20 protein-coding genes, 1 tRNA gene and 1 pseudogene are annotated in these 24,551 nt (G+C 67.3%); 10 read left to right on the top strand and 12 right to left on the bottom strand.

The annotated features are described in order from the left end of the window. The first annotated feature begins 86 nt into the window (after window positions 1-86). Together ACFXDE_RS31040 and ACFXDE_RS31035 are read left to right on the top strand one after the other, a co-directional pair. Complete coding sequence (locus tag ACFXDE_RS31040; protein ID WP_380497967.1) at window positions 87-2,000, top strand: FAD/NAD(P)-binding protein; 1,914 nt, start codon at window positions 87-89, stop codon at window positions 1,998-2,000. A 51-nt stretch (window positions 2,001-2,051) separates the two neighbouring features. Beyond that, window positions 2,052-3,227, top strand: coding sequence for a putative PEP-binding protein (locus ACFXDE_RS31035; protein ID WP_380497969.1), 1,176 nt, complete (start codon window positions 2,052-2,054; stop codon window positions 3,225-3,227). Window positions 3,228-3,811: 584 nt separating this feature from the next. Here ACFXDE_RS31035 and ACFXDE_RS31030 read toward each other — a convergent pair. Both ACFXDE_RS31030 and ACFXDE_RS31025 read right to left on the bottom strand, forming a co-directional pair. Continuing rightward, a complete protein-coding gene (locus tag ACFXDE_RS31030) occupies window positions 3,812-5,230 on the bottom strand; it encodes a hypothetical protein (RefSeq protein WP_380497966.1) in 1,419 nt (472 codons plus the stop codon). Between the two features lie 248 nt (window positions 5,231-5,478). Next, the gene (locus ACFXDE_RS31025) at window positions 5,479-7,041 is read right to left on the bottom strand and encodes an N-6 DNA methylase (protein ID WP_380497965.1); all 1,563 of its coding nucleotides are present in this window, start codon (window positions 7,039-7,041) and stop codon (window positions 5,479-5,481) included. A gap of 521 nt (window positions 7,042-7,562) precedes the next feature. On the opposite strand from ACFXDE_RS31025, the gene ACFXDE_RS31020 reads away from it, so the two are divergent. Next, entirely contained in the window at window positions 7,563-7,826 is a 264-nt protein-coding gene (locus ACFXDE_RS31020; protein ID WP_380497970.1) for a hypothetical protein, read from the top strand. 126 nt (window positions 7,827-7,952) lie between these two features. On the opposite strand, the pseudogene ACFXDE_RS31015 reads toward ACFXDE_RS31020, so the two are convergent. The 3 genes and pseudogenes from ACFXDE_RS31015 to ACFXDE_RS31005 all read right to left on the bottom strand — a co-directional run. Then, window positions 7,953-8,123: pseudogene (locus tag ACFXDE_RS31015) on the bottom strand (restriction endonuclease subunit S); the annotation flags it as partial. 368 nt (window positions 8,124-8,491) lie between these two features. Further along, window positions 8,492-12,052 carry a DEAD/DEAH box helicase family protein gene (locus ACFXDE_RS31010; protein WP_380497964.1) on the bottom strand — a complete coding sequence of 1,187 codons (3,561 nt, stop codon included), beginning with the start codon at window positions 12,050-12,052 and terminating at the stop codon, window positions 8,492-8,494. 284 nt (window positions 12,053-12,336) lie between these two features. Beyond that, on the bottom strand, window positions 12,337-12,675 hold the full coding sequence (locus ACFXDE_RS31005) for an NUDIX domain-containing protein (RefSeq protein ID WP_380497963.1): 339 nt from the start codon (window positions 12,673-12,675) through the stop codon (window positions 12,337-12,339). 618 nt (window positions 12,676-13,293) lie between these two features. On the opposite strand from ACFXDE_RS31005, the gene aspS reads away from it, so the two are divergent. Continuing rightward, window positions 13,294-14,604, top strand: a complete 1,311-nt coding sequence (aspS, locus tag ACFXDE_RS31000; RefSeq protein ID WP_380497962.1) for an aspartate--tRNA(Asn) ligase — start codon at window positions 13,294-13,296, stop codon at window positions 14,602-14,604. 57 nt (window positions 14,605-14,661) lie between these two features. Here aspS and ACFXDE_RS30995 read toward each other — a convergent pair whose 3' ends face one another. The 5 genes from ACFXDE_RS30995 to ACFXDE_RS30975 form a co-directional block, all read right to left on the bottom strand. After that, window positions 14,662-15,432, bottom strand: coding sequence for a hypothetical protein (locus tag ACFXDE_RS30995; RefSeq protein ID WP_380497961.1), 771 nt, complete (start codon window positions 15,430-15,432; stop codon window positions 14,662-14,664). 37 nt (window positions 15,433-15,469) lie between these two features. After that, complete coding sequence (locus ACFXDE_RS30990) at window positions 15,470-16,375, bottom strand: radical SAM protein (protein WP_380497960.1); 906 nt, start codon at window positions 16,373-16,375, stop codon at window positions 15,470-15,472. Further along, a complete protein-coding gene (locus tag ACFXDE_RS30985) occupies window positions 16,372-17,673 on the bottom strand; it encodes a radical SAM protein (RefSeq protein ID WP_380497959.1) in 1,302 nt (433 codons plus the stop codon). Before ACFXDE_RS30985 ends, ACFXDE_RS30990 begins: the two co-directional genes overlap by 4 nt. 5 nt (window positions 17,674-17,678) lie before the next feature. Then, on the bottom strand, window positions 17,679-18,038 hold the full coding sequence (locus ACFXDE_RS30980; protein ID WP_380497958.1) for a hypothetical protein: 360 nt from the start codon (window positions 18,036-18,038) through the stop codon (window positions 17,679-17,681). Window positions 18,039-18,198: 160 nt separating this feature from the next. Then, complete coding sequence (locus ACFXDE_RS30975; RefSeq protein WP_380497957.1) at window positions 18,199-18,735, bottom strand: ATP-binding protein; 537 nt, start codon at window positions 18,733-18,735, stop codon at window positions 18,199-18,201. A 282-nt stretch (window positions 18,736-19,017) separates the two neighbouring features. On the opposite strand from ACFXDE_RS30975, the gene ACFXDE_RS30970 reads away from it, so the two are divergent. Continuing rightward, window positions 19,018-19,791, top strand: a complete 774-nt coding sequence (locus ACFXDE_RS30970) for an aminotransferase class IV family protein (protein WP_380497956.1) — start codon at window positions 19,018-19,020, stop codon at window positions 19,789-19,791. A 29-nt stretch (window positions 19,792-19,820) separates the two neighbouring features. Beyond that, entirely contained in the window at window positions 19,821-20,771 is a 951-nt protein-coding gene (locus ACFXDE_RS30965) for an SUMF1/EgtB/PvdO family nonheme iron enzyme (protein ID WP_380497955.1), read from the top strand. A gap of 238 nt (window positions 20,772-21,009) precedes the next feature. Here ACFXDE_RS30965 and ACFXDE_RS30960 read toward each other — a convergent pair whose 3' ends face one another. After that, a complete protein-coding gene (locus ACFXDE_RS30960; RefSeq protein ID WP_380497954.1) occupies window positions 21,010-21,747 on the bottom strand; it encodes a hypothetical protein in 738 nt (245 codons plus the stop codon). A gap of 10 nt (window positions 21,748-21,757) precedes the next feature. Between ACFXDE_RS30960 and ACFXDE_RS30955 the strand changes: the two genes are divergently transcribed. Next, entirely contained in the window at window positions 21,758-22,327 is a 570-nt protein-coding gene (locus ACFXDE_RS30955) for a tyrosine-type recombinase/integrase (RefSeq protein WP_380497953.1), read from the top strand. Window positions 22,328-22,504: 177 nt separating this feature from the next. Then, window positions 22,505-23,122 carry a hypothetical protein gene (locus ACFXDE_RS30950; protein ID WP_380497952.1) on the top strand — a complete coding sequence of 206 codons (618 nt, stop codon included), beginning with the start codon at window positions 22,505-22,507 and terminating at the stop codon, window positions 23,120-23,122. A gap of 95 nt (window positions 23,123-23,217) precedes the next feature. Here the strand turns inward: ACFXDE_RS30950 and ACFXDE_RS30945 are convergent. Continuing rightward, window positions 23,218-23,291, bottom strand: a tRNA-Gly gene (locus tag ACFXDE_RS30945). 261 nt (window positions 23,292-23,552) lie between these two features. Here ACFXDE_RS30945 and ACFXDE_RS30940 point away from each other — a divergent pair. Together ACFXDE_RS30940 and dcd are read left to right on the top strand one after the other, a co-directional pair. Then, a complete protein-coding gene (locus tag ACFXDE_RS30940) occupies window positions 23,553-23,789 on the top strand; it encodes a hypothetical protein (protein WP_359970373.1) in 237 nt (78 codons plus the stop codon). Between the two features lie 72 nt (window positions 23,790-23,861). Beyond that, a complete protein-coding gene (dcd, locus tag ACFXDE_RS30935; RefSeq protein ID WP_380446469.1) occupies window positions 23,862-24,437 on the top strand; it encodes a dCTP deaminase in 576 nt (191 codons plus the stop codon). Window positions 24,438-24,551 lie beyond the last annotated feature (114 nt).

Raw genomic sequence — 24,551 nt, 5'->3', positions numbered from 1 at the left:
ACCTGGGACTTTGCCGCCGAGCGTGCACCGAGGGCCGTTGCACCGAAAGCCCGGCGGGCGAGCTGCCGCCGGTCCATCCTGGGCTCATGACGCAGCCCCGGAACCGAACAGGTACGTGTCCACGAGTGCTCATAGTCGGGGCGGGCCTGGCCGGCACCGCCACGGCGATCCGACTGCTCCGCTTCGCCCGCAAGCCGCTGGAGATCGTCCTGCTCGAACGGCGCTCCGACTACCGGTCCGCCGGCGTCGCCTACCACCGGGATGGCAACCCCTGGGACCACGTGTTCAACATCCAGGCGGGTCGGATGTCGGTGTTCCGGGAGGACGTCCTCGACTTCGTCCGCTGGGCCAACCGCGAGGCCGACCGCCGGGACTGGCCGACCCCCTGGGACGGGTTCGAGTTCGTCGAGCAGGGCCCGGCGCCCCGACGGATCTTCCAGGACTACCTGATCGACCGGCTGGCCGAGGCCGAGCGTGAGGCCTGTCCCGGCGTCGTGCTCGTCGAAGCGGACGGCGAGGCGGTCGACCTGGAAGTACGCGCCACAGGCGTCGAAGTGACGGTTCGTGGGTTTTCCGCGAGCGACCTGGAGGCCGGGCCGGTCCCGGAACCGACCGTACTGTGCGCCGACCACGTCGTCCTCGCGACCGGCCTCGAACTCAGGGATCCGCCCTTCGCCGCCGACGTGCGCGACCACGCGTCCTTCGTGAGGAACCCGTACTCCGCGGCCGGCGTCCGGAAGCTCGAAACGCTCCCGCCCGAAGCAACGGTCGCGATCGTCGGATCCGTGCTGAGCGCGTACGACTCGGCGGGCCTCCTGCTGCGCCGGGGCCACACCGGAAGGATCCACCTGATCTCCAGGACCGGGACGATGTTCCGGACGTATCCCGGCGGCCACGAGCACGAGGTGTTACAACTACCCTGCCCGAAGGCGCTGTTGGAACCGTATCGGAACCGCGAGGAGTTCCTCGCCCGGGTCCGGTCCGAGTGGGAGACGGCGCGCGAGGCGGTGCTCCGGGACCACCCCGAGGTCGACCCGACGGTGGTCGCGGAGCGGGTGGCCAAGGCGTGGGAACCGCATCTTCCCGAGGCCATCGAGCGGATCCCCTCCGCGGAACTGCGGAGCCTGCTGGACGAGTTCGGCACCTCGATGGCCGCACTCCGGGTCGGCGCGGTGGAGTACACCATGGCGATCATCGAGCGCGCGATACACCCCGCGGACGGCTCGGCGAAGCTGGTCGTCGGCAAGGTGGAGGGGATCACGCCGACGGCGTCGGGGCGGCTGGTCGTCTCGGTGGCGGCCCCGGAGGAGGAACACGCCATCGAGGCCGACCTGGTGGTCTCCAACTTCGGCAGGGAGTCGGACTACAGCAGGGTCGGCCGGCCGCTCTGGAGGAATCTCCTCCGGCGGGGGATCGCGGTGCCCCACGAGCGCACCGGGCGCGGCCTGGAAGTCGACGAACACGGGACGCTGCTGAGCCCCGGCGGGGAGCCGGCCGGCCCGGTCTCCGCGGTCGGCGCACCGAGGGAGGGTGACGAGATCGTTCGACACGGCCGGACCGGCGCGTTCACCTTCAATCTCGCCGCCATCAAGAACCAGTCGATCGCGGTCGCCGCGCGAGTGATCGAGCAACTGGAACTGGAACTGGAACTGGAACCGCACGAAGACGGTTTGGCCCGGGACATGGCTCAATGCCACGGCCACGTCAGCAATTCAGAGGAAGCGGCCCCGGTCGGATTCGACGAGGCTGTAGCCCTGGAGGTGCGGAGGTTGGCCACGCGCAATCGGAGCGAGCGGGAAGTGCTCGGTTTCCGCCTGGACGCCTGTATCCGATCCATGGGCGGACTTCCGCCCCTCCCGATGGCCGCCTCCGGGCGTGACCGCCTGATGGGAGCGGTCGTCAACCGGGCCGCCGTCCAACGGCTCACCGACGTCACCGTGACGCCACGGCAGCTGCGTCGACAACTGGGGATCACGGACACCGAGGATCTGGAGGACTAGGTGAACGGGCGACGGATTCAAGGATTCCTATTGACCGGTGGCACACAGAGCGTGTTACGGGGCACCTGTAACCGCACGAGAAGTCCGCTCAAGGGATCCATCCTCGTCGCCCCTTCCCTCGAAGCGGGAATATACGAAGCGATCGTGGCGGCGCGTGCGGTCGTCTGCAGTTCGGGCGGGCCGACCGGCCACATGCAGTCCATCTGCCGCGGCAGGGGCATACCCGTGCTCCGCGTCGACCAGGCGGATCTCGCCGACCTGGTCGGGGAAGTGACGCTGCACCTGGAGAGCGAGACCATCGTCATCGGGTCCGACGCGAGCGGCGCCGGGGCCCCGGTCCCGGGGGCCGGGAGCTCCCCGCTGGACCGCCTCGGCTCGGCGTGCGCGGTCATCGCGGACCTGCAGGACATCCACACGATCAACGCGTGCGGGCCGAACGCGGAGCGGGTCGAATCCTTCTTCATCCGCGAGGAGTTCCTCTGCCTGGCGGCGGGCCTGCGTCCGCTCGACTCCCTCCACGGCGGCCCCGCCGACGTCGCGGCCTACGGGCGGGCCGTCGCGGACCGGCTGTGCACCTTCGTCGAGGCGCTGCTGCCCGGCCAGCGGCTGGTCCTGAGGCTCCTCGACCTCCGCTCCGACCACGCCGCCGGCGTCACCGAGCTGGCTCCGGTCGCGGTCGAGCCGAACCCCGAGCTGGGCCTGCACGGCGCACGCTGGCTGCTGGGCTCGGCCGCCTACCGGGACGCGCTGCACTCCGTGCTCGGGTCCCTGCGCGAGCGGCTCGGCGACGACGCGGGCCGCGTGCACCTCTCGGTTCCCTTCCTCAACGACGCGAAGGAGTTCGCCCGGCTCAGGGCGCATCTCGCGTTGCCCGCCGACGTGCCCGTGTCCGCGTTCGTCGAAACGCCCGCGGCGGTGCACGCCACCCGGGCGCTCTGCGCCGCGGGCGCCAGCGAGCTGTTCGTCGGCACCAAGGACCTCGTGCAGTTCTACCTGGCCGCCGACCGGACCAACCACCTGGTGGCCGGGTCCTACCAGACCCGGCACCCGGCCGTCATCGACGGAGTGCGGAGCGTGGTGGAGTCCGCGCGCGCGGCGGACACCCCGGTGAGGGTGTTCTCGCTGGGCGCGGACCTCGCCCACTACCTGGACCGCCTGCCCACCCCGGACGGCTACATGATGTGCACCGCCGAACTCCGGCAGGTACTCCTCCAGCCACACCCCTGACCGGGCCGCCACAGCCGGGCAGCCGACCCGGCCCGGCCCGGAGAACGCGAAAGCCGCAGGTCGCTGACCTGCGGCTTTTCCGTATGGAGCGGGCGACGAGAATCGAACTCGCGCTCTAAGCTTGGGAATCTTTGGCCCTTCGAGCCATGAAGCACTCCTGACCTGCGCGAATATCGACCCACCCAGCCCTTCGGGCACCCGACACAGACCGCTGTTGTCCGCCGTTCACCACCCGTTCTGGCACGGATCTGGCACGGGCCGGCCCAGTCCACCCGGCAAGTTCCCTGGGAGCGTTGATCCTGCCCAGCAAACTCTGCGGGGCCTTCCTGCGATGGCCAGGGCCGGGGTCGACCGGCGACCTTCCGCTTTTCAGGCCAAGCCAGGGCGGCGATTTGAGCGATTCTGTCGCCCGCGGAAGGGCGCTGTCGAACGCCATCGTCCGGGTCGGTTGGCGTCAACGTTGACGTCAGCCAGCATGGCACGACCAGCGTGCCCGCAGTAGCCATGCCCGGTTCGGGCACTGCAGCTTCCCGGCAGTTGGCCTGCGCCGTCGGCCGCTGTCCACCGCCCGCACAGGCAGCTGGCTACTCGGACTGGGCGTTCCGCCATGCCCGAAGGAGTGACGCAGCTGCCTGCTCCTCGGCTGTTGACCGCGCTACGTCCTCTTCCCAAACAACGCTGCGGAACAGTCCTCTCTCTCGCCACTCGTCCAGCGGTTCGTCCAGGTCGTCGCCATTGGTCTGAGCGATGTAACGGCTCTCGGCGCTGTACTTCAACCGCAGTTCGGCGCCGACCACGTGGAACTGGTCCTGTTCTGGAAGCAGCCGACGATGCATCGGGAGGCTCCGGTCCAGCTCCACGCCGCCGAGATAGCTGGGCACCTCCGCCTGCATGACCTCGTGGAGATCCCTGACCTGCTCTTGGCCCATACCGGTGACGGTGGCGACCGCGAGGTTGACGGAGTCGACCAGAGTGGTGAGCCCGGGGACCGTGAAGGTCTTCCACAGGCCGGGCTCCCGGGCAAGAATGTGTGCGGCGATGTCCGCAGGCCTGACGCCCCGGCCGAGCACGCCGTAGACGACTAGGCTGGCGACCGCGACCCCGACATCACGTCGGTACTCAGGGACGACGCGCACGAGTTGGGTCATTACCTCGCGCTGGAGGTGGCCCGGAAACAGCAGCTTGTCCTCGTCGAAGAACAGGGTGACGTCCAGCCGGTTCACGGTCTTCCTCTCTTGGGGGCTAGCAGGGCGTGGAGCTTCCCGATTGTTCGCCGCGAACTCGTTGCGAAAGTCGGCCTCGGTCAGGCCGGCGGGAGATCGAAGAGTCGATTCCTTCGCGTACTTGAACTGCGCCTGGGCCGGAGTCTGAGGCTGGCCGAAGACGAGTGCGGAGACTCGGACCTGCCCGTCCTCTGAGACGGAACGTACGAGGCCAAGGCCGGAATACTCCAGTGGGTGGCGTGCGGCATCGTGCAGTGTGCCGGATGCCGTCGAGGTGGTGAGCCACCGCGGGTCGAAGCTAATGAGGACGGATCGCTCGCCAATGCGAAAGAAAAGGTGGGGATCTTGCTCAGGGACTCCGGTGAGCTCCCTCGGAGGGGACTTCGGCGCGTTGCGGCATCGCACGCGGGCCTCGAAGGAGACCATCATGCCGGGGTGCACCCGCTCGATGGTGCTTTCGCAGAGTGCGGTTGCCTCGGTGCCCCAGGTCTCGAACACGGGCTTGACGAGACGAACGAACAGGCCGGCTGCCAGCCCTTGCCGGAGAAAAAGAGGCGCGGCCACGTCGAGTCCCGCTCTCCTGGCAGCACCGAGGACTGCGGCGCCATCCGAAAGCATCGGAATCCGTGGCAGGTTGACGAAGTCAACACAAGAGAATCGCGCCCGCCAGGTCGACTTGCGAAGCCCCTCGGCCAGGTCCTCGTCAGTGGGCCCGGCGTCTGCAGAGCTGGCAGCCGTTGTGATGTTGATGTCGCCGTGGATAGATCCCGTCTGGATCACCGGTCCGGAGACCTGGCCGGAGACCTCATTGCGAACCGTTGCTGACGTCGGTGGACGTTCCCCGACGTCCCCGGAATGCTCTAACACCCCAACCCCACCCAGGCTTGCCTGCTGTCCATCGGGCCATACACGCTACCGTGCGTGCCCCGGTGAGGGGTGGCACAGGGCGGCGCCCGTGTGCTGCCCACATGGAGCACACACGGGCACCGATCACCTCTGAAGGTGACATACCGCAGAGGCGGCTGCAGTCACGCCTCGGCGATGACCTCCTCAGCAGTGATGTCCGGCTTCACCTCGCCGCCGAGAGCCTCGGCGATCGCTTCGAACTCGGCAAGGGCAGCCTGGAGGTCTTCCACGATCTCCTGCGCGATGATCTCGGGGGCGAGCATGCTGTCCGCGTCGTCGAGCGCGGGGTCCGTCAGCCACGTGATGTCGAGGTTGACCTTGTCGCGGGCGATGAGCTCGTCGTACGTGAAGCGTTTGAAGCGGCCGTCCTCGGTCTCCTTGCGAGCCGAGCGGTCGTCCGGCTTGTACGCCTCGATGAAGTCGGCTAGATCGGCGAGGCGCAGAGGGTGCTGCTTCAGTGTGAAGTGCATCCCGGTCCGGAAGTCGTACACCCAGATCTCGGAGGTGTTAGGGACATCGTCAGAGCGCGGGGGCTTCTTGTCGAAGAACAGGACGTTGGCCTTGACCCCGCCGGCGTAGAAGATGCCGGTGGGCAGACGCAGGATTGTGTGGAGGTCAAACTCCTGGAGGAGACGGCGGCGGATCTTCTCGCCAGCTCCGCCTTCGAACAGCACGTTGTCGGGCAGGACGACAGCCGCGCGGCCGTCCATCTCCATCAGCGACATAATGTGCTGCAGGAAGTTCAGCTGCTTGTTGGTGGTCGTCGCGCGGAAGTCGGAACGGTCGTAAGTGATGTCCTCGCGGTCGGTCTTCCCGTCTGTTCCCACGACCGTGATCGCTGACTTCTTGCCGAACGGGGGGTTCGCGAGGACGAGTGAGGCCCGGCGGGAGGGAGCCTCGGCGAGTGCGTCACTGGTGGTGATGAGGGAGTCTCCATCGGCTTCGCCGATGCCGTGAAGCAACATGTTCATCGCGGCAAGACGAGCGGTTCCCGGAACAAGCTCGTTGCCCCAGATGCTGCCCTGACCGAGCGCGAGACGCTGCTCGCGGGAGAGGTCCTTGAGGTGGTGTTGGCGAATGTAGCTGTGTGCCGCAATCAGAAAGCCAGCGGTGCCGCAGGCCGGGTCTGTGATCCGGTCGTCCGGGCGCGGCTGCATCACCTGCACCATGGCGTCGATCAGCGGGCGGGGCGTGAAGTACTGGCCTGCTCCGGTCTTGGTATCTTCGGCCCCCTTGGCGAGCAGGCCCTCGTATGCATCGCCCTTGAGGTCCGTGCCTTCCAGAACCCAGTCCGTCTTGCCGATCAGGTCGACGACCAGCTTTTCGAGGAGGGCGGGCTCCGTGATGCGGTTCTGGGCCTTGGCAAACACAGTGCCCAGGGTGGTACCGGGGTGCCTGCCAAGTTCGGAGAGGATCCTGCGGTAGTGGGCCTCCAGTTCCTCGCCACGCTTGGAGACGAGCGACTGCCAGTCCAAGGCAGGCGGGACAATCGGATCGGCCGTCTCCTGGGCGAAGGGGTCGGCAGCCAGCTCGTCGGCCATCTTGAGGAAGAGCAGGTACGAGAGCTGCTCGACGTACTCAATGGTCGACAAGCCATTGTCACGCAGGACGTTGCAGTAGTTCCAGAGCTTGGCGACGAGCGAGTTGGTCTGTGCAGTGGTGTTGACGGGGACAGCGGTGCTCATCAGAGCTCGAACTCCTGCTGAGTGGCGTTACTGGGCAGCGGTGTGGTTCCAGGCGGGGTCAGGGATGGCGCGGCTGCGATGTCCGCGGCCCTCTTTCGCGGGCGGCGGGTGCTGACGGCCTTGCCCCTGGCGCTCATCTCCCGTTCGGCCCGGATTCTGTCCAGATGTACAGAAGCGGGCTCGTCGTCGGGATCCTGCGCCGCGAGAGTGCCATTGAAGGCTTGTCTAAGGACGGAGCGCCGAAGAAGTCGGCTGCGGGTAGCTGCGCTTTGTAGTGCGCCTTGAGCGACCTGGGTGTATGCCTCCCAAGCATCGGCGTCATCCACAAGTACTTCCTGGGCCGCGAGTGGCGGCACGGGAATTTTGATGCCCTTCACCTTGGAAGTGTTAAGGGTGTGCAGGCCACTCGTCGACTTGGAAACCTCGCGAAGTTGGTCAATGACGAGAGGAGAGTTCCAGACTAGCTCCAAGTATCTGGGCAGGAGTCGTTCGCCTGGGCGAACTCGAATTAGGTGATTCTGGTGGACGGCATCTGGAATCCCTCCGCGCCAGGTGGCTGCGCGTCCAATCTGATCGAGACTGCCGTTTCCCTCCACGACAAGGAGATCGCCGCACTCCAATCTGAAGCGCTCCAACTCGCCCTCGAAGAGTTCAATTTTGTGAATTTCGTCAAGCTGGAGGCGCCCGCGAGCGACGTTGGCCACGCGGAGGAATGGGAACGCGTTTTGGCTGGGGCGCCGTTTCTGCTGCTTCTGGATTCCACCGCTCACCTCGGCAACCTCTGACACCGGGCTGAGATCGCACTGAATGCTGCGGCCGTTAAGGCTGCCTCGCGCCACTGAGTTGAGTACCGATGCCCAGACATGGCCAGAACGCTTCAAACTTCGACTGATGCTTGCTTCTGCTGCGTCAAGGCGGGATAGGTGGTCTTCGAGCGCCTCAACGATGCGGTGCTGTTCCGTAAGCGGAGGCACAGCAATCTGTACCTTCTCCAGGTTCTTCCTGGAGATCCGCCTTCTCGTCGTACCGGTCTGAAAGCTATGGATTTGCTTTCGCACCTGTGGTGAGTTGATGGCCCACATAAGCCACCGATTGTCGACACCATGGCCGCCGGGCCTGATGATGCAAACATCGACCACGGTCACCGCAGGGCGGTCTGAGCCAGGATAGATGCATGACCTGCCCAAGGGGTCTGGCATTCGGGCAACAAGAATGTCACCACTTTGGATAAAGGTGCATCGAAGATCGCTGGCCTTAGCTCGTGTCAGTGAGCGGTTACTTCGATCACGAAAGTATCCATCTCCAACGTCTGCAAGCTGAACGAGTCGAACTTCTCCGTCGGGATCCTGGTCCTTGCTTTCTACCCAGTCGCCGTCTTTAAAGATGCCATCTGGGGAAACGAGATCCGCCAGGGAAGCGAGGCACCACCCCGTCGGGAGTTCCGTGTTACTCAAGCCAGTTCTCGATTCAGCTCATTCAGAAGGTCATGCGGGTCGCGCCCCGGGAAGGCCAGGGCGAGGCCCCTACCGCCGCCGCGGCTAGTGAAGGGCTCGGTTCTGAAGTCTGCCGGAGCGATGCCCACGTCGCTGGCGACGACGTCGCGGATGGCATTCAGCCACCACAGCTGCTCTTCCGTGAACTCCGCGCCTGCTTGCTGTTGCCGCAGCAGCCAGCCCTCGAAGCGCTCCTCTACGGTCTCACGGTAGGGCTTCAGCTCAGAATCCACCCCGAGCTCGTAACGGATAAGCGAGATCAGGTCGGGCACGCCTGCCTGCTTGCCGGGTTGCTGACTGGCGTGGCCGAGGTCCTCGTAGTAGTTCCACAGGACCTGCGGCGTCCAGGCGAAGTCGGGACGGCGGATCTGGTCGGCCAGCTCCTTCAGCGCCGCATACGCCTCGGTTGGGCCGACCGAGCGCGGGCTGGTGAGCGCGATGGAGACGGCGGCGATCCGGTCGCGCTGGTCCGTGAGCAGGCGACTCCAGCGGTCGACCTCTTCCCGCGCGCGCTCCTCCCGAGGAATCGCATGGACCTCGGTGACCGAGACCGCTGTGGTCTCGTCCATCACGTAGTCCTTGTCACGGCGGATCTCGATGATCAGCTTTCGCAGGTCGGGGTTGGCGGTGAGCGGGGCGATGGCCGCCTCCACCAAGGCGCGTGCCGCCTTTTCACCGCCCTCCGCTTTGGCGCGGTCCTGGCGGTCGGGGTCGACGGCCTTAACGATCGCGCCCGCGATCTCGGAGAGCGTGCGGCCACCGGCGGCCCGGGTGAGCTGGTCGCGCTCGTGGTCGCTGAGCTGTTGGTTGAGGCGGGCCAGGCGGCCGGCGAGGATCTCCGCCTCGGATGCACTGATCGATTTCGTGCCAGCCTTGTCGAGGAGCTTGGCCAGTGAGATCTGGCGCTCTCCTGCAGGGACGAGCGGGCGGGCGTCGACGAGCGGGGAGTCGGTGACGCCTACCGCGTCCACGAGGACGAAGCGGTCCTTGCGGACGCGTTCGTCTCCGTCGGGGGTGACCTCGCGCAGCTCTGTGGCGTCGATTGTGCGGGCGCCTCGGCCTTTCATCTGCTCGAATAGGACCGCGCTGCGGACCTCCCGCAGGAAGATCACGCACTCCAGGGCCTTGATGTCCGTCCCGGTGGCGATCATGTCGACGGTGACGGCGATCCGCAGCCGTGGGGAGGTCCGCAGTGCGCGGATCAGCTCGTCGGGATCCTCGCCGGCCTGGCGGCTCTTGTAGGTGATCTTCTTGGCGAAGTCGTCGCCGCGGCCGAAGACCTCCTTGGCCTGGGCGAGAACGTCCTCGGCGTGGTCCTCGCCGACCGCGAAGATCAGCGTTTTCGGGACCTCCTTGCGGCCGGGGAACCAGCTCTGCCAGTTGTCCCGGTACGCGGTGAGGACGGCCCGGATCTCGTCGACGGCCACCACCGAGCGCCCAATCTGGCGGGTGGTGTAGGTGAAGTCGTCCTCCAACTCCTGGTAGCGCTGGTGGCGGGTCTTACGGTCTCGAATCCTGACCGTCGTTCCCTCGTCTATGGTTGCGCCGCCGTTCTCCCGCAGATCTGTGTGCATGCGGACGACGTCGAAGTCGACGTTCACGCCATCGGCGACGGCCTGCGGGTAGGTGTACTCGGAGACCAGGTTCCGGCCGAAAAAGCCAAGGGTCTGCAATGTCGGGGTGGCGGTGAGCCCCACCAGGTGGGAGTCGAAATACTCGAGAACCCCGCGCCACAGGCCGTAGATGGACCGGTGGCACTCGTCCACGATGATCAGATCGAAGGACTCGAGCGGCACGGCCGGGTTGTAGCCGACCTCGACGGGCCGCTCGGCCGCGTACGACTGCTCATAGGCGGTGTCGTCGTTCGCCTCGTCGGCCGGGTCATCATCGACGAGCTGCTCGCCGGTCAGCAGGCGGTACATCTTCTGGATGGTGCAGATCACCACCGACGTGCTGTCCTGCAGGCCAGCGGCGCCCAGGCGCTCGACGTTGTAGATGTCGGAGAACTTCCGCCCGTCGTCCGGGGTGGTGAACTTCCGGAACTCGTCCAGGGCCTGCTTGCCCAGGTTGTTGCGGTCCACCAGGAACAGCACACGGCGGGCACGGGCATGCTTCAGCAACCGGTACGTCTGGGAGACGGCGGTGTAGGTCTTACCGGCGCCGGTCGCCATCTGGATGAGGGCCCGTGGCTTGTCCACGGCGAGCGAGCTCTCCAAGCCGGTGATTGCCTCGATCTGGGCCGGGCGCAGGCCATTGCGCTGTAGGACCGGCATCTCGCGCAGGGCGGCGCGGAAGGTGGGTGCCTCGGGGTGCACGTCGGCGCGCCGCATCCACGCTGCCATGGTCTCCGGCCGGTGGAAGGCGAAGACCTCCCGGGAGCGCGCGTCGGGGTCGAGGCGGTTGATGAAGTACGTCTCGGTGCCGGTGGTGGCATACCGGAACGCGAACGGCTCATCCTCTCGCCAGACCGCCAGTCGGTGCTCCTTGAGGACACCGCCGGCGTAGCGGTCATTCTGTGCGACCGCGCTCGCCAGGTGAGTGCCCTCGCGCTTCGCCTCGATGACGCCGACGATGCACCCGTCGACGTACAGCACGTAGTCGGCACGGCCGGTGGCGAGCGTGAACTCGCGCACCGCCACACCCCGACCGGCCATTGGGTTGACCGCGTCCCGATCCTGAACAACCCAGCCAGCAGCCGCCAGCAGCTTGTCGATCTCTTCGCGGGCCTGCACTTCGTTGAGCGGAGCTGGCCGGTGGGCGCGGTGGATGATCGCGTCACGGGCCGCCGGGTCCACCGTGCGGGGAGCCTGCCTTGCCTGCTCGTAGGCTGCCACTTGCACGGCGCGCATCTCAGCAACCTGTGCTGTCAGCTGTTCGAGCTGAGCCAGTAGCTCGGCGTTGTTGGCGCTGGCACTGGCGATCAGGCGCTCTGCCTCGGCGCGGGCCTTGCGCTCGGCCTCCAGCTCGTCAGCGGACTCGGCGAGGCGAGTACGAGCCTGGGTGAGGGCCTGGCGATGGCCGCTCAGTGCCTCGTTCAGCTCGGCAAGCTCGGCCGGGTCGGCGATCCGCTCGGCTGCCTGCGGGTCGGTGGGCGGGACGAACTCTGCGACCGTCCGGCGGCCGGAGATGGCGTCGTGGAACCACAGGCCCAGCTTGTAGCAAGTACGCACAGCGGCCAGTGCCCGCGAGGTGTCGAACAGGTGCGCATGGGCGGCTTTGTTGCGGTCGAGGCGCAGTTGGTCGAAGTCGGTGCGGATCTCGGGAACCAGAACGCCAGCTCGAGTGAGAGCTGTCAGGCGGTCGATCTGGCGGTCGCCTTCCACCCGCATGCCGATCCGGGTGACTAACTCCTCAGCCAGGACCTCGCCGAACTGGCCAGCTTGCACGAGCGAGGAGTTCGGGTTGGTGAAGACGATCGCCTCGGCCTGGGCGCCGTAGAGCGATAGAAGCGGTTTCAGCTGGTACAGGATGCCGAAGTTCGGTGAGGACTTGGCCAGATTTCGCAGTCGCTCGTCCATGTCCCCCAGCTACTCCGTCCTCGTGGTGCTTGGCGTTATGCCGCTCTGCTGTGACGTGCTGGCGCTCAGTGTAGGAGTGATAAGGCCAAATGGAAGGGGAACGATCAAGGTTGGTGCAACCGGGCAGGATCTGTAGCACCCATCGCGCCTCCGGCTACGGACGAGTCGCTCCATGCTCCAAGTAGACGGTCTCGGACTTTGTCCCTGGCGGCGCAGGCGGAGTGGACGCGGCGGGCGAGGCGCGGAATGAGGAGTGTGTCGAGCTGGTCGGTGGTGAGGAAGGCCTACTCGCCGATCTCCACGTGGTCGACGGTGATGTTGTCCAGCTCGTCGGCCGGGAGGACGCCGCCGTCGAAGACGAAGAGGAGCTTGTCGCCCTCGGTGGGGTGGGGTGCCCAGTCGGCGACGAGCAGGCGGCCGATCGGCGGGGTGATGCCGAGCTCCTCCTTGACCTCGCGGGCCGCACCCTCGCTCGGGGTCTCGCCGGCGTGGAGGTAACCGCCGGGGATCTCCCAGCCGCGCTTGTAGGTCGGCTTCACGAGGAGGACGTGGTCGTCCTCGTCGAAGAACAGCACGCCAGCGGCAGTGTGGGGCTGGGCCACGACCTCATGGGGCTCGCTCATGGCGACGACCGTAGTCGCCCGGCCGCGTCACGCGACGATTTGGGGCCGTTGTGCGATGCCTGCGAGCAAGTACCGCGACTGCGTCGGTGTCCTTGCCGTGGATGATCACGCAGACCGCGTTGCGGCTGTTCACCACGCTATTGGTCGTCACGGCGTCCACACCGTGCCGAAGCGCCGGAGGATGTCGGTGATCCAAGTCGGCCTGACGGCATGCCGCTGAACTGGTAGCCGTTGGTGCCGAGGTAGGGCGCCATCGCCACTCGCATGGTCGAGCCCGCGGCAGGTTCTCCCATCCATGTGGGTTACTTGATTGCCATCGCTGCCACACTCTCCGTATCCTGCTAGGCAACGCGTTGACGGAGACAAGTAGCCAGGGATCACGCGAGCAGAGAGAGCCGCCGGAAGCTGGGAAGGCGGTCTCGCACCCCGTGGTGAAGACCCTCCTGAGCGCGGGGAGGAACGACCCCGCTTGGTGGTCCAATGCCCCGCCGGTCAGCCCCCGTCACCGGGCCGAAATGAGGCCGCCACTCTGTGGTGGCGAAAGTGCGGTGGTACCGCGAGTTGCCCTTCTCGCCCGCACTCCCAAGGGATCATGACGATGTCCTTCGGAGGACCGCAATGATCCACAGCCGCGTACGCATCTCCGACCTGCGAGAACACGTCGGCCACACCGTTTCCGTCTGCGGATGGGTGAACACCCTCCGCCTGCAGCGCAAGATGCAGTTCGTCATCGTGCGGGACAACACCGGCATGGTGCAGGTGACCCACCAGCGTGACGACGGGCCACTGGAAGCCCAGCTCGAAGCCCTCACGCCCGAGTCCGCCGTGAGGATCACCGGCCGCGTTGTCGACGCGGCCCAGGTCAAGCTCGGCGGCCTGGAGATCATTCCCGAGGCGGTCGAGGTCCTGAACCAGGCCGCCACGCCGCTGCCGATCGACGACCACACAGGCCTGGAGCAGCGGTTGGACTGGCGCTTCCTGGACGTGCGCCGCCGTCCCGCCACCCAGCTGATGTTCGCCGTGCAGACCACCCTGGAACAGGGCATGCGCGAGTACGCCTACGCGCAGGGTGCCACCGAGATGCACACGCCCAAGCTGATGGGCACCGCCTCGGAGTCCGGCGCGGAGGTCTTCAAGCTGGGCTACTTCGGCCGCAGCGCCTACCTGGCGCAGTCACCGCAGTTCTTCAAGCAGATGGCGATCGCGGCCGGCGTCGAAAAGGTCTTCGAGATCGGGCCGGTCTTCCGCGCCGAACCGTCGTTCACCTCCCGACACGCCACCGAGTTCACCGGCCTCGACGTGGAATTGGCCTGGATCAACGGGGTCGAGGACGTGATGGCGTTCGAGGAGCAGATGCTCGCCCACTCGATCGCCAAGGTCGCCGACCTGCACGGCGAGGCGATCGCTGAGCACTTCGGCGTCGAGGTCACCGTGCCCACGACGCCCTTTCCCCGCATCACCATGGCCGAGGCCCAGGAGATCCTGCGTAAGGGCGGCTGGGACCCCGAAGGGGTCAAGGAAGACCTGGACCCGGAGGGTGAGCGGGGTATCTCGGCCCACATCAAGGCGGCCACCGGGCATGACTTCGTGTTCATCACGCACTACCCGATCGGCATCCGGCCCTTCTACCACATGCGGCCCGCCGACGACTTGAGCGTGACCTTGAGCTTCGACCTGCTGTGGAACGGCCTGGAGGTCACCACCGGCGCACAGCGTGAGCACCGGCACGACGTGCTGCTGAAGCAGGCCGCCGAGAAGGGCATGAGCACGGAGCCGATGCAGGACTACCTGAACGCGTTCCGGTACGGGTGCCCGCCGCACGGGGGCCTCGGCATGGGCCTGGGCCGGGTGCTGATGGTCATGCTCGGCCTGACCTCGATTCGAGAGGCGACGTTCTTGTTCCGCGGGCCGAACCGGCTTACCCCGTAGCCCGGTTGTGGTCGCGTCCCACGGCACGGGCAGGAGCCCGCGCCGTGGGACGCCGTCTCAGTAGCGGACATTGCGCAGGTCATGCATCCATGCCTCGGCGGGGTTCTCGTCCCAGTAGGCCCGCAATGCCAACTCCCGCTCGGAGAAGAGTCCCTGGTGGCACAGGCCGCCGTGGGCGAGGGTGACGCCCATGGCGAGCGCCGACTCGGTTGTGTCCCACTGGGGTGTCAGAGCGTGGCTCCAGAGCTGCTCTCCGGGCTGCATGGTGACGGAGTGGCGATCGACCTCGTAGTGCCCGGGCGGCTCCTCGCTGGTCGTCTCACCGAGGACGGCCGCGTTGGCTGACAGGTGCTTGTCGAAAGCGAGGTAACTGTGGAACGTCTTGGTGCCCTGGACCTGCCAAACCAGCCCGTGCGAGTTGTCACTGCGGTACGTCGAGGACGCACCCTTGGTGGACAGGAACAATATGGGCGCCAGTCGCTGCCAGGTGAAGCCCCGGGCAGACAGGTGGGTGCGCCAGGGAATCATGACACCCTCCTGAAAGCCGCTCAGGAGGGTGTCGTAGAAGCGACTGAGGTTGAAGTGCACCAGTCGGAACGGCCAGGTGACGATCTCTTCGAGAGGGGCGGTGCGGAAGGCGGCGGTACGGTCCATGCGCACCTGCCAGTCATCGTCCCCGACGATGGTGAACCGGACCTCCTCGTCCTTGCGAACGTGGTTCAGCACGTCGATTGCGGGCCTGAACGTGTAGTCGAAAGTGACGTCCAGCAGGAAATTCGGTGGCTGCCGCCATCGATGGGTGAAGTCGTCGGGCGTTGTGATCGTCATGGGGCAGTCCATGGAGTCGTGTGCCGGCAGCCCGCCCTCACGCCTGCACGGGACACGACGCACTACGTTCGTCGGACGCGGCGGAAGGGCGGCAGATGGCAGCGCAGTCCGGGGTCACCCGGTCCTGCGCCGGAGCGGTCAGGAACTGTCTGATCTCGGCACGGGGCGCGCGGACGCTGACCGACGCCTGGCCGTAGGGGCAGCGCCGCATGCGGCCATCAGCGGACACGTACGCGGTCGCCGACCGGCACGACCGGCGCTCGCCCCCTGCGGATGGCAGCTGGAGATCCCGCAGCTCGCCGAGGTACTCCCGGTACCGGTCGGACAGATCGAAGTAGCGGCCCAGCACGTCGACGTCGAGATGTTGCTGGACCAGATAGTCCTGCACAGACTTGCTGTCGCGGCGCAGGGCACGCTCGTCGAGGACCACCGGGCTGAACTGGACCTCCACTCCCGCGCCGGATGCGAGGCTGGCCAGGTCCCGGCACTCGCTGTCACTCAGGCTCCAGCAGGTGACGTGCAGGATCTTCGTCTCAGTGCTGATCGTTCGCAGCGTGTCGATGCCCGAAGCAGCTGTGCGGGTAGTGCGTCCCAGCAGCATCGCGCCTTGCGAGTCGGCGGAGACGGTCACGTTGGCCAACAGATGCGCCACCGTGGCGAGAGTAACGACCTCGGCCACGGTCCGAGCTGAGGTCACCATCGACACCGACATACCGAACTGGTGGGCCAGCCGTACGAGCTGCCTGAGGTGCGGGTGGTGGGTCGGTTCGCCGCCGGTCAGGCACACCCCGTCTACGCCCATCTCCTTCAACCGGGACAGGGTGCGGGCGTAGGTCGCGGTGTCGAGGAAGCCGTGAGCGCGGTCTGCGCGGAAGCAGAACCCGCAGGCTACCTCGCAGTGCCCTGCCGTGGAGATCAGCGCCGTGCGAACGTGGGCGTTCATTGCACCCCCGTGTTGTCCCACACGGCGATCTCCACGGTGCTCGTGTAGAACGCGCACATCTCGGGGTCCGGGGTATCGCCACCGATGAGGGCCTGCTCATTGCGGGACGGGCCGCCACAGATCGCGAGCGCCGGGCAGTTCCCGCATTCGTGGATGGGAGCGACCTTCTTCGCCACGCCGGTCATGCTGTCCGGATCGGCTCGCAGCTCATCGAGTGTGCGCAGGAACGACGGCTCGGTGAAGTTGATGTCGCACAGGCTGACCCGGTTGCCGGGCAGCAGAGCGGCGTTCAGGCTGCGGTCGCCCTGCATGTGGTCGAACAGCATCGGCCGACGGGTGTCCAGGGCTTGGAAGGCGCGGTCCAGGACGGAGAACAGCATCCCGCCTCGTGCCAGGGCGGTCAGCCGGGCCTCGTACAACTCGCGCGCCAGGTCGGCGCCGTTGACTTGCCAGCGGCCCGCGGTCGGGATGGGCGTGTTGACGTAGATGAACTTCAGCCCGAGGTCATCGGTGATCCACCGGACGGTCTCTGCGAGGCGTCCGATGTTCGCGGCGGTCGGGGTGAGATTGCAGCCCACGTGCAGCCCATCGGCCTCGACGAGCCGGGTGACGTTGCGGCGAATCCGGTCGTCTGCGGGCTGACCGCCGAGCAGAAGGCGGTGCGCGGAGTTGATGCCCGGAGGGCCGTCGATGGAGATGCCGACTCCGTACTCGTACGCGACGAAGTGGTCGAGGGCATCGTCGGTCAGGCGGGCACCGTTGGTGACGACCGTCCGTCGTACCCTGGCCACGTCATAGCGTTCGGCGAGGGTGTCGGCGAGCTGGTCGCCGAACTGCATGAGGTCGAAGCGGATGGTCGGCTCACCGCCGAACCACTGGATGGACACCTCGTCCTGCCCGGCGTTCTGCTCGAACAGGAACTGCAGCCCATGTGAGAGCTCCTCCTTCGTCATGTCCGGCTTGCCGGTGTTGGTGTCGACGAAGCAGTAGGTGCAGGCCATGTTGCAGGAGTCGGTGAGGACCACGCGCAGACCGCTGATGCGGCACGGGCTGGCGTCGAGGCCGAGGAGTCGAAGACGGTCACGAAGTGCTTCGCGCCGGTCGGCCATGGGGCCACCGGGGGTGAAGCCGAGCCCTGCGAGGGCTTCATGGGTCGCGGTCGGGGGGACCCCGGCGAGGTCATGGACCTCGCCGGAGTCGATGAACACACTGTCCAGCGTGACCGGATCGAGGAGAACCGCTTCCCCGTCCCGCTCGTACTGGAAGTACTTCCCCCACAGCATCCGGGGGACGGCCATGGTGGTCAGGCCGCCGTTTCCTCTTCGGCGATCCCGAGTTCGCCCATGACCTCGCGGACCTTCTCCTCGGTGGCGGCCTGGAGCTTCGCGGAGGTGGCCGGGGAGCCACCGTCCGCGAGGACGATCACACCGGGCAGCGTCGGGTTCGGCGCGATGACCGTGATGCCGGCCGGGTCGGTGCCGATGACCATGATCGCGTTCTTCAGGTCGACCCAGTCGGTGCGCTCCTTGAGCGCCTCGATGATGCGGCCCTGCTTCTCCTGGAAGGAGGCGCGCTCACCCATCCACACGCCCGCCTTGGACTTGGAGTCCACGACGTCCGCGTAGATCAGGTGGTCCTTCTTCTCTCGCCTGGCTTGGGGCATGTCTGATCCTTTCTGGGTGCTGGATGTGCTGGAACAACCGCCGGAGGCCGGCGGGTACCGCCCCGCTCGGGACGCGGGGTGCTCAGAGTGGTCGTCGCTGCGGAGGTGTTCAGCGTTGGCCACTCGCCTGTGGGCCCACTGGACGTGGGCGTTCTTCGGGTCAGAGCTCGCGGAGTGCGACCAAGGTGCGGGCCACTACCAACGGCGTGTCTCTGTAGGACCGTCCGGCCGTATCCTGGCTGTCGGCGCTGTGGCCGCGCCCGTCGTCGTCGTTCCTGAATCTGGGGTCTCGACCAGCGGCCAGCAGCTCCGACCACACGACCTTGCCGGCGGCCTCGGGAGGGTAGTAGTAGCCCCACTTCTCGCTCAGAGCATCGACCAGGAAGACGCCCCGGCCGCTCTCCACGTCCTCGCCCACCTCCTTGACCACGGGCGGGTGGCGGTCGTTGTCCTGTACGAAGATGACCAGGCGCCCGCGTTCGAGCCAGAGTGCCAGGTTGATTGCCTTCACCGGTGACAGCGGCGAGTACGGGGAGACTTCCTCGGCGGCGTGCGTGTGCTGGATGGCGTTGGTGACCAGCTCGGACACGATGAGCTTGGCCGTGTCGATCGTGTCGGACGGAACTTGCCAGTGGCGGAGCACGTCAGTGGTGTGTCGCCGGGCCCACCCGACCGCGTTCGGGGTGTCGGCCAGCACCAACTGACTGATGCAGGGGCGTGCTTGTGACACGGGGAGTCCTCCCAGGTCGGGAGCTGCTGGGGTGAAGGCTCGCCGCGCGGTTCTCGCCCACCCCATTCGAGGATGCAGACCTTGAACTGTCCAACCGGGAAGCCAACGTTGTGTGACCATGCTGGCGCCCAAGGTGACCAAGCGGGTACGTCCTGGCACTGCCCCGACCCTGAACTTTCACCGAACTTCGGCACGCGACTGGCCGGAACCACGCATCGCCGCTCGGAGGCCGGTGCCATGCTTAGCGCCATGGCGGAACTGAACGGTAGCCCGATCAGCCTGGACCACCTCCAGGCCCTTGCCCTGACGAACTACGGGCACTTCACCTCGATCCGTGTGGAGGACGGCCACGTGCGCGGCCTCTCCCTCCACCTGGCGCGCCTGGCCCGTGACTGCCGCGCCGTCTTCGACACCGACCTCGACCTCGACCTCGTCCGGGACTTCGCCCGCCGCGCCGTCCCGTCCTCCGGGGACTGCGTGGTCAGGGTGACGATCTTCGACCCCGCACTCGACCTCGGACACGTCGGGAGCGACGCCCACCCCCACGTCCTGGTGACCACCCGACCGGCTGGGCCACTGCCCCTTCCCGCCATGCACGTTCAGTCCGTCGTCTACACCCGCGACATGCCGGCCGTGAAGAGCGTCGGCCTCTTCGGCTCGCTCCGCCACCGGCGCGACTCCCAGCGGGCGGGCTTCGACGACGCGCTCTTCACCGACGCCGACTCGGTGATCTCCGAGGGCGGCACCTGGAACGTCGGCTTCGTCAAGGGAGATCAGGTCGTCTGGCCGGACGCCGAGTGCCTGGTCGGCACCACGATGGAGCTGCTGCGTCAGGCCCACCCGTCGTCGACCGCGACCGTGCGCCTGGGCGACCTCACCGACTTCGACGCCGCCTTCGCCACCAACATCGGCATCGGCGTCCGGGCGATCAGCGCGGTCGACGGCGTAACCTTCCCGGACACACACCCTGTGATCGGACAACTCCGTAAGGAGTACGCGGAGGTGCCAGTCGATCTACTGTAGTTGCCCCCAGCGAGGGGACGCTGGGCGCAATGGCTGTGGGGTGGAGGGCCGCGTTGGCGACCGTAGAGGTATGGACCGGTATCGAGGTCAAGGCGCTTCGGAAGGCGAAGCGGATGAGCATCGAGGCGTTCGCGGCTCACCTCGGCATCAGTGATCGCATGGTGTCGAAGTGGGAGTCGAGGGGCGCCGATATCACGCCCCGGCCGGTCAACCAGGCTGCTCTGGACACGTCGTTGGCCGCGTCCGGCCCCGAAGTCCACGAACGCTTCGTCCGGTTGACCGGCACCTCGGACGCCGTCCTCTCCGACCAGCGCGCGGAGACGGAACACGCGCTGCCCCGGCAACACCAGATCACGCACCCCGGCGACGGCAAGCGGATGGCCCTTGTCGAAGCCGGGGTGTTCCTCGCTGGCCCCGAGAAGAGGCCGATTTGGCTGCCGGACTTCTACATCGACGTCTTCCCGGTCACGAACTCGGACTTCTCCCGCTTCGTCGCGGCCACCGGGCACCCGGCGCCCCGCCACTGGCCCAAGGGGAAGTGCCCGGACAGCTTGTTCGACCACCCCGTTGTGTTCGTCACCTGGCACGACGCCACCGCGTACGCGCTCTGGGCGGGCAAGGTCCTGCCGACCAGTCAGCAGTGGGAGAAGGCCGCTCGTGGGCCTCGTGGCGACGCGCACCCCTGGGGTGATCAGCCCACCCCGGCGAAGTGCAACAGCCGGGAGAGCGGCATCGGCCGGACGACGCCGGTCAGCCGGTTCCACAGCGGCGTCAGCGCGTACGGCGTCTACGACCTCTGCGGCAACACCTGGGAGTGGTGTTCGGACGAATCCGAACCCGGACGGCGCGAACTCAAGGCCGGCGCCTTCACAAGCCCCTTCGCGCGGGCGACCCCATCCGCCTTCAACGACGCCGACGCGACCATGTTTGACGACGACACCGGCTTCCGCTGCTGCTTCGTGGAGGGCCAGCCGGCTTGATCGGGAACGCGGCGGCGATTGGAGCACCACTCCTGTTCGGGCGCCCGATAGCTGCCGACTGGTAGGGGTGGGCTCCATGTCCTGGTCGGCAGCATCGTCGGCCTGGAAGGGGTGCGACTGGGTGGTCTCATTGGCTCAGTCGATGAGACCACCCACAACCAACCACCTTCCATGCCGGGAGAGCCGAGTTCCCACGTGCCAATCGCGCCCGTGATCCGCACCGCACCCGCCAGACCGACTACCGCCGGTGGCGGTTGGTGTCGGCCGTGGGCGGTGCCGGCGGCCTGGGCGGCTGCACGATTGTGGTCGTCACGGGGGTGGTGGCGCGGTTGGTGGTGGTGCTCCTGGACCGGGCTGCGCGGGTGCGCAGTTCGTCCGGGGTCACAGCCGGTGCGGGGGTGGGGAGGTTGGCGTCGCGGCGGATGCGCCAGGTGAGGACGGCGGCGGGTGAGTCGGCGGTGGCGAGTTCGCGTCGTCCGGCGGCGTTGGTGAGCAGGGTGGTCGGGTTGTGGCCGGCGGCTTCGGCCTGGGCGAGGGTGGCGGCGAGGGCTGCCCAGTTGTCCTCGGCGAGGAGGCGGGTGGCCTGGTCGGCAAGCAGGGTGCGGCGGACCGTGTCGGCCTGCCGGTCGTGGTCGGGCTTTGGGAGGAGTCGGCCTTCGAGGGTGAGGTGGGCGATCGGCTTGGCCGCGTGCCGGGTGTAGGCGGCGCGAAGGTGTTCGGCCGCTGTGCGGGCGGCGTCGGCCTGGTGACGGTGGCCCTGGGCGGCGTGCCACTTGGCGATCACGATGGCGAGCAGCACGAAGCTGGTCAGGATCGTGGCGGCGGCTGTGCCGTCCTCGCCCTGGCCGGTGGCGGGACCGGCGTAGAGGAGTTCGCGGGCGGCGGAGCACATCGCGCGCAGGTCCGCGCCGACGGCGCGGGTGTGGGCGGTGCGGGCGTACTCCAGGGCCCGTGCGGCCTGGCTGATGGTGTTCATCGCAGCCTTCATGGCCCTTCGCCCGGAGGAGCAGGCCGAACTCCGCTACCGCGACGTCGAACTGAAGAAGGGAGTCGTGTGGATTCGCCGCGCGGCCTCCGAACTCTGCACCGGCGAACGGGCCGTGGGCGACCCAAGTCGGAGGCGGGCAAGCGGGCGCTCCGGATCCCTCCCGAGCTCCTGCTGGAGTTCGAGCGGCACCTGCGCTGGTACGCCCAGGAGGGAGAGGACGGCCTGCTCTTCGTCGGCGAACGCGGCGCCCCCCTTCAGCCGCTCGACCTTCGGCCGCAAGTGGCGTAAGGCCCGCAAGAAGCTGGGCCTCGACCACCTTCGCTTCTACGACCTCCGCCACACCGGCAACGTCCTCGCCGCCAGCACCGGTGCCAGCCTCCGGGACCTCATTGCCTTCATGGGCCACAACTCCCCCCGTGCCGCGCTGATCTACCAGCACTCCACCGAGGAGCAGCAGACCAAGATCTCCGACGGCATAAGCGCCGCCGTCGTCGACATCCGGAGCGCCCGGCGCTGGAAGGCTACGACGGACGGATCCGAGACGCTCGACATGCCCCGCCAGGCGTAACGCCAATCGGCTGTCCACCTGCGGGGCGGGTCACGGTAGCCCAACACCTGGCGCCCCGCCCCGTAAAGGGCGGGGCGCCATCGCGTTCTGCTACAACTTGCCTTCCCGTCACGGAAGAGGAAGCCGATGACTCATATACATCTCCTCGCCACAGCAGCAGCCGAGACGCCAGCGTGGTTGCAGATCGCGGTGTCGGCGTTCGGCGGTGGTGTTGTCGGCAGCCTCACCTCCACCGCGATCGCATCTGGCCGTGAAGGCCGTATAGCGCGGGCTCGCGTTCGGGAGCTTCTGTTCAATTGCGAGAACCTGCGCTGGGGAGATTCCGACTACCGCGAGTTTCAGCGCGCCTTGTCCGAGCTGGAGTCCGCGGCTCTGATAGCCCAGCTCCATCCGGCGGGCATCACCAGGTACGCCTACATCGCGCAGGTGGCGCGCGCCACCAACCTGCGGATACAGGACAACTTCCCGGACCATCCACGCGCGCTGCCTTCGGACCTGCACATGCTTGTTAATCACACCGTGCAGCTTGTGACATGGCCTCTTTGGCGCCGCTGGTACGGACGGCGCAGCTGGAAGCTTGCAGCCTGGAAGATCGATGACCCGACCGTGCGGCTTCGCAAGGAACATCCGGAGTGGGCGTGGGACTACCCGACGATGAAGCCCCTACGTCTCCAGAAGGAGCCAGGAGTCCTGCCCTGCCTCGTGCGGCTTTGCCCTCCGCTTTATCGCAGGCTTGTGGCCCGGAACTCCATGAAGCGGCAAGCCCGGATCATGCAGTCCGAAGGATTGAGCTAACGCCGGTGGGCTTCTGGCACGGATCTGGCACGGCAGGGGCGAATTGGTCTAGACAATGCGAAAGCCGCAGGTCGCTGACCTGCGGCTTTTCCGTATGGAGCGGGCGACGAGAATCGAACTCGCGCTCTAAGCTTGGGAAGCTCATGTTCTACCATTAAACTACGCCCGCCTGACGAGCCGTCAGTGACCGCTCGATCGCCTTCACTGTACCCCATGCGTGACGCCGCTTGCACGGGTGGCCCGGGGACGTGGCGGAGCGGGGTGGGGCGGGGGTGGGAGGCGTACTGTTTGGGCCGCGTGAGAGTGCTCCGGCGGGTGGGGTCGGGGCGGCGAGCCATGGTGTGGAATGTCCGGAACATCCCCTAATGTGACGCTGTCCCGGGGCCCGCTCCCCGGGGCGCGACGAGTACGGGTGAGTACTGGGTTAGGGATGGGAAGGGGATCGATGGAGCAGCGCACCGTCGTTCGTTGTGCCGAGGGGCACCTGTTCAGCACCACCACGTTCCCGATGCAGAACCTCGGACCCGGCCGGCTGGGGCCCGGCCGGCTGATCCGCTGTCCGCAGTGCGGACGGCTGAGGAGTTCGGTGTTGGCCGACGTGCGGGAGCTGTCCGCTCCGCAACTGGCCCGGGCGATGCGGCTGGAGGCCGCGGAGTTCCTGGCCTGACGGCCGGCGCGAGGACGGAAGGGGCCCCGGGCGGATTCGTCCGGGGCCCCGTCGTGCACGTAACCTCGAAGCGTGCTGCTCTCTGACAAGGACATCCGGACCGAAATCGACCTGGGCCGGGTCGTCATCGACCCGTTCGACCCGACGATGATCCAGCCCTCCAGTATCGACGTGCGCCTCGACCGCTTCTTCCGCGTGTTCGAGAACCACAAGTACCCGCACATCGACCCCTCCGAGGAGCAGCCGGACCTCACCCGGCTGGTCGAGCCCGACGGCGACGAGGCGTTCATCCTGCACCCCGGCGAGTTCGTGCTGGCCTCGACGTACGAGGTCATCACCCTGCCCGAGGACGTCGCCTCCCGGCTGGAGGGCAAGTCGAGCCTCGGCCGCCTGGGCCTGCTGACGCACTCCACGGCCGGCTTCATCGACCCCGGCTTCAGCGGCCACGTCACGCTGGAGCTGTCGAACGTCGCGACGCTGCCGATCAAGCTGTACCCGGGCATGAAGATCGGGCAGCTCTGCCTGTTCCGGCTCTCCTCGCCGTCGGAGCACCCGTACGGCTCGGAGCGCTACGGCTCGCGCTACCAGGGCCAGCGCGGCCCGACGCCGTCGCGCTCCTTCATGAACTTCCACCGCACCCGGGTCTGAACCGGACGGAGTGCACGCACGGCGGGGGGGGCCCCCCCGCGCCGGGGGGGGGGGCCCGGGGGGGGGGGGGGGCCGGGCGGAGGGGCCCCCGGGGGGGGCCGGGGGGGGGGCCCC

Source organism: Kitasatospora sp. NPDC059408, assembly GCF_042751525.1.
Lineage (GTDB): Bacteria > Actinomycetota > Actinomycetes > Streptomycetales > Streptomycetaceae > Kitasatospora.
This window is presented reverse-complemented; position numbering and strand designations above follow the sequence as displayed.

Excerpts from the sequence above, each read along its gene's own strand:
- ACFXDE_RS31040 (WP_380497967.1), top strand. The coding sequence starts at position 87 with ATGACGCAGCCCCGGAACCGAACAGGTACGTGTCCACGAGTGCTCATA.
- ACFXDE_RS31025 (WP_380497965.1), bottom strand. The coding sequence starts at position 7,041 with ATGAGCACCGCTGTCCCCGTCAACACCACTGCACAGACCAACTCGCTC.
- ACFXDE_RS31010 (WP_380497964.1), bottom strand. The coding sequence starts at position 12,052 with ATGGACGAGCGACTGCGAAATCTGGCCAAGTCCTCACCGAACTTCGGC.
- ACFXDE_RS31005 (WP_380497963.1), bottom strand. The coding sequence starts at position 12,675 with ATGAGCGAGCCCCATGAGGTCGTGGCCCAGCCCCACACTGCCGCTGGC.
- aspS (WP_380497962.1), top strand. The coding sequence starts at position 13,294 with ATGATCCACAGCCGCGTACGCATCTCCGACCTGCGAGAACACGTCGGC.
- ACFXDE_RS30995 (WP_380497961.1), bottom strand. The coding sequence starts at position 15,432 with ATGACGATCACAACGCCCGACGACTTCACCCATCGATGGCGGCAGCCA.
- ACFXDE_RS30990 (WP_380497960.1), bottom strand. The coding sequence starts at position 16,375 with ATGAACGCCCACGTTCGCACGGCGCTGATCTCCACGGCAGGGCACTGC.
- ACFXDE_RS30985 (WP_380497959.1), bottom strand. The coding sequence starts at position 17,673 with ATGGCCGTCCCCCGGATGCTGTGGGGGAAGTACTTCCAGTACGAGCGG.
- ACFXDE_RS30980 (WP_380497958.1), bottom strand. The coding sequence starts at position 18,038 with ATGCCCCAAGCCAGGCGAGAGAAGAAGGACCACCTGATCTACGCGGAC.
- ACFXDE_RS30970 (WP_380497956.1), top strand. The coding sequence starts at position 19,018 with ATGGCGGAACTGAACGGTAGCCCGATCAGCCTGGACCACCTCCAGGCC.
- ACFXDE_RS30965 (WP_380497955.1), top strand. The coding sequence starts at position 19,821 with ATGGCTGTGGGGTGGAGGGCCGCGTTGGCGACCGTAGAGGTATGGACC.
- ACFXDE_RS30960 (WP_380497954.1), bottom strand. The coding sequence starts at position 21,747 with ATGAACACCATCAGCCAGGCCGCACGGGCCCTGGAGTACGCCCGCACC.
- ACFXDE_RS30955 (WP_380497953.1), top strand. The coding sequence starts at position 21,758 with ATGGCCCTTCGCCCGGAGGAGCAGGCCGAACTCCGCTACCGCGACGTC.
- ACFXDE_RS30940 (WP_359970373.1), top strand. The coding sequence starts at position 23,553 with ATGGGAAGGGGATCGATGGAGCAGCGCACCGTCGTTCGTTGTGCCGAG.